We start from the raw sequence: 4264 nt of genomic DNA, 5'->3' as shown, positions 1-4264 counted from the left end.
CAGATACACTATACTATATAGAACCCCTGAAGGGGTTCTATACGCGAATTATAGATGGGGAGTATGGGGAGATGGGGGTATTTTTCTACCTTTTTCCCTATTTTATTTCTCAATCTCTTGACTCCTGACTCAAGAGCCAAAACTCTCAGCTTTGCAAAGATACCCAATGGCTTCTATATGGGTTCCAAAAACTATAACGTTATAGAACTTTAAAATTAGAGATTGAGAGTAGGGGAGTAGGGGAGTGTGGAGAGATGGGGAGATGGGGTGCATTAGATATCTCCCACTCATCCAATCATCAAATCAATTATTACCCATTTTTTATCAATTAATTCTCCACCAGGACCTATTTTATGGAGATACGCTTAGGGCCTCTATAAAAACCAACTTAAGCTTAAGATTTAATATTCGTTTTTCTGCACCTCCAGCGGTGGTGACCACCAGACCTCATAATGGGTTTCGTATTTCTGGACATCGAACTTGAGCGATTGTGACGATTACATAATCAAACTCTGGCCTCATAATGGGTGCTGAGATTTCTAAATTCTCAAACTCAGTCAGAAATTGCTTCTGACTTCTAAAGAGCAATGCTTTTTTTGTCAAAAATAAATTAGCATTAAACCATTATTAGCACTCAAAAAAATCTTCCCCCCCATGAAACCTATCCAAATAAGTACCTGGACAGAATTAATTGTGCATTTTTGATTTCTCTGTCACAGAGCCATCGAAGGATTAACAAAAAATATTATATATAAATAACTTTGTCCACCTACTTATCAATGGAAATAACTGCATCAGTCCTGGAAGCAACCAACGCAGATACAACAACATTTGTAGAAGAGTTACGGATGTAGAAGAGTTACGGATATTAGCAGTAGTTAACTCTATGAAATGGCTTGTTTATCCTCTAGCAAAGCAGCCGAACTAGCAGGAATGTCAAGGGTATAATTTCTACTCAACTTAGAGAAATATTAAGTCTTTCCCTTGACTCAAGAATTGCAAGAATTGGAAACAGAAAATGTCAGTAGCCATAAGTAATACATCCCAATTGCTCTACTTAGGGTTTGCTTATGGAAGTCTTTTTGTTGAGGTAGGGAGTAGGTAGTAGTTACAGCAGTTTCCGCGCGTTATGAGGTACACCCATCGCGGGCAAGATGCCAGCGCTGCAATATTTTCACCATTTACTTTGTACCTCATTTCCCCGAAATATGCCGTAAGAGTCAAGAGAAATGGGAGTTCGTAAGAAGGTGGTCGAAAGAATCGCAAGAGTGAAGTTATCCTATAAATGCTAACTTTTTCAACTTTATCAACCAAAAAGCTGGTACTTTTCCCAGACATAAAATTGCTCAAAATCAATTATCCATTATCCATTATCCATTATCATTTCACCCAAGGTTGCTCCCAAGACTCTCCACCAATTTCTAAACCACATAGATCGCTACGCGCTTCCAAAATCAACTTTGAATAACCATCCCTAACTTCTCTTAACTTCAAAGTTAAATTACCCCGCATAGTATCCCGACACAAAAATATTAATCCCTGTTCTGATGGTGCCCGTAGAGGTGTACCAGAACAATTTGTAGTCCCAGTCAACTCTACCTCAAATAAATCATTTTTTGCCTGCATTTTCCATTCTCCCCAAGGCTGAATTTGCCAATATACTTCAGAGTTCCACGGTACAAACTCATAAAATTTGCCTTGGTAATGAATACCCACCATTGCCACTTCTTCCATCCACCACAATACTCNTAAATCATTTTTTGCCTGCATTTTCCATTCTCCCCAAGGCTGAATTTGCCAATATACTTCAGAGTTCCACGGTACAAACTCATAAAATTTGCCTTGGTAATGAATACCCACCATTGCCACTTCTTCCATCCACCACAATACTCCTCGCTTACCACCCCCAGCAGTTAAAGCTAAATCTGGTTCATCATAGAAACTATTGCAGTTAAGCCAAAACCACTTTTTCGGAAAAGCACCACCCCAATTTTTCTCGCTATATGCTGGTGCATTAGTAAATTTATAAGTATTGCCATTCCATTCTATCCAACCAGTGGCAAGACCATGAGCCATTAATATTTGCCATCCAGGCTCAAAAATTGGTAAAAATGATAGCCAACCAGCAGTTGACTGTTGTTGTACATCTGGGTTTCCCNATATGCTGGTGCATTAGTAAATTTATAAGTATTGCCATTCCATTCTATCCAACCAGTGGCAAGACCATGAGCCATTAATATTTGCCATCCAGGCTCAAAAATTGGTAAAAATGATAGCCAACCAGCAGTTGACTGTTGTTGTACATCTGGGTTTCCCCAACCATAAATAGGTTCTGTCTGATATTGCCAACGACAATAATTATTATTTCCTGGATCGAAGAGAATTCCTTGATGCCAAGTTGCTGTAGCTTGATATCCTTGTTGAATTTTATCCTGAAATACTTGTGGATCTAAATAGCCAACTGGACCTTGTAAATTTGTTTCTCCCCAATGACCTAATTCTAGAACCTCCGGGGTTGCCCAAAATTTTTTCACATCTGGGAAAGTCCGACAGAGATATTCGTCATTTGGGCCAAGAATTTGAGCGCCACCACCACTATAAGGTTGACCACCGATAGGATCTTCTATAGAGTACATGAAGGCGAAAGTTTGTTTCTTTTCTGGTAGGGTGACTCGATAATACCAACCTTCAAAGAAACGGCGATCGCTACCATCCCAGTGATAGCCACTGTGGGGTGTTTGTTTTGGGTATTCTCTCACAACTCCTTAAGTAATTTTGTTTAACTTCCCTGGCGGGAATTCCCGCGCTCTCCGGTGGGGGAGCGTCGTATGGGAAAGCCAGGGCAAAGATTCGGATACCTCCACAAGCTAAAGGTTCATCAGCCGCAAGACATGCTAGGAGGATTTTGTTATTCTAACCTTCATCACAGGGGGAGGACATCACCTCTGTTAAAACAGCAGTCAGTTTTTGCTGACTGAAGAATCCCGGGTTCGTCATCGTTATCGTTATGTTGCGCTTACGCAACGTCGGGAGTATGTCAAATAAGCTAGATACTTATATAGATAAAGGGTACGCTCACATTGTTTTAGTAATATTGCGATTGTACCCAATATTTTATATTCTATCCTAAAATGTAACTTGATTATTTAGAAAGACCTACTTCTTCTGAGGAACGATTTAGCATAGATTCTTGTAGATGTTCTTCATTTTGCCGTTCTTGAGCCATTAATTCTCTGGCTTTTTCTTCCTCTATGTGGTTTGCTGTTTGTTCCACTTCTTCTGAGGAACGATTTAGCATAGATTCTTGTATATGTTCTTCATGGTGTCTATTTTTTACCATTAGTTCCCGGGCTTGTTCATCAGTATTCATTTTTTTGTTCTCCACATGATGTTTTTCTAATAACTAATCTGGCACGTCCCCTGTTCTTTTGTAACAATAACTACAGAAAAATTAACATCTTATGAAAATGGACTTGGGTTATTTCAATTATTAATTATTGCTCTGCTGATTAAATTTAAAAGCATTGACAGATAAAGATTTTAGCCTTTAATGGTCTTGAAAAAGTGCAAGATGTTAGTCCAAAAGGTTCAAAAAGTTAGCATTATAAGGCTGACTAGGAAAGAAAAATTAACAAACCATTCTTGCGACTACTTCCTCTATAGCTCCCATTCCTCCTGACTCCTGACGTAAGGATTCAGGTTCTATGGAAAAGCCTATAAATCTTGATGGATAAGTATTGACCGCATTTTGCTCCAAAGTCCTATTCTCAATTAGAGATTGCTATAAGCCTTTATTTTCCTGATTATTGAGAATAAGGTTATTAAATGGCTGAGTCAGTCGTTTTCAGAAGTCTCTCTATAACTGGGTTTGAGATACCTAAATCCTTACCTGCTGACTCCCCCTCCACCGGAGGGGTTAGGGGTGGGTTCTGACTCCTACCCTTATCACTCATACTTATTCAGCAAACCCTAATTATCAGTACCTCCAGTAATAGGGAAGCTTGAGACCTTATTTCTTGGTCAATCAGAAAGTCAAAATTTATCCACTCATTATGTAGAAGTATATTTTTTGAGGAACTTTATTATCTAGTAATACCATTTTGAAAAAAGAATTTTACAAATAATTAGGAGAGTTAAAATATCTGGTAGTGCGTCAAGGAAGTGTGGGAAGTGTGGGGAAGTAGGAGAAATAATTGTACCTGTATCTTTTTGGGAAGTGTCTGCCTTTCGTGCTAACTTTTTAGTCTCAAAGGCTAAAAAATTT

Annotated in this window: 4 protein-coding genes and 2 pseudogenes; all 6 read right to left on the bottom strand. The window is 38.8% G+C overall.

What is annotated here, in order from left to right; all coding sequences use genetic code 11:
- Positions 1-447: 447 nt before the first annotated feature.
- The 6 genes and pseudogenes from AFK68_RS36440 to AFK68_RS43360 all read right to left on the bottom strand — a co-directional run bounded on the left by AFK68_RS36440 (position 448) and on the right by AFK68_RS43360 (position 3757).
- Positions 448-603, bottom strand: coding sequence for a hypothetical protein (locus AFK68_RS36440; protein WP_168186367.1), 156 nt, complete (start codon positions 601-603; stop codon positions 448-450).
- A 777-nt stretch (positions 604-1380) separates the two neighbouring features.
- Positions 1381-1748: pseudogene (locus AFK68_RS08075) on the bottom strand (tocopherol cyclase family protein); the annotation flags it as partial.
- A gap of 1 nt (position 1749) precedes the next feature.
- Positions 1750-2158: pseudogene (locus AFK68_RS08070) on the bottom strand (tocopherol cyclase family protein); the annotation flags it as partial.
- Position 2159: 1 nt separating this feature from the next.
- Positions 2160-2759 (bottom strand): tocopherol cyclase family protein (locus AFK68_RS08065; RefSeq protein WP_246844062.1); only part of this gene is annotated, 600 nt, incomplete at its 3' end.
- 383 nt (positions 2760-3142) lie between these two features.
- Complete coding sequence (locus tag AFK68_RS08060; RefSeq protein ID WP_094672296.1) at positions 3143-3370, bottom strand: hypothetical protein; 228 nt, start codon at positions 3368-3370, stop codon at positions 3143-3145.
- A gap of 258 nt (positions 3371-3628) precedes the next feature.
- Positions 3629-3757 (bottom strand): hypothetical protein, encoded by a 129-nt coding sequence (locus tag AFK68_RS43360; RefSeq protein WP_256386514.1) that lies wholly within the window; start codon positions 3755-3757, stop codon positions 3629-3631.
- Positions 3758-4264 lie beyond the last annotated feature (507 nt).

Origin of the sequence: Hydrocoleum sp. CS-953, from assembly GCF_002260545.1 — a bacterium.
Lineage (GTDB): Bacteria > Cyanobacteriota > Cyanobacteriia > Cyanobacteriales > Microcoleaceae > Trichodesmium.
Note: the sequence above shows the minus strand (reverse complement) of the source record. Positions and strands in the feature narration are given on the sequence as shown.

Coding starts and splice junctions, on each gene's coding strand:
- AFK68_RS08060 (WP_094672296.1), bottom strand. CDS start 3,370: ATGAATACTGATGAACAAGCCCGGGAACTAATGGTAAAAAATAGACAC.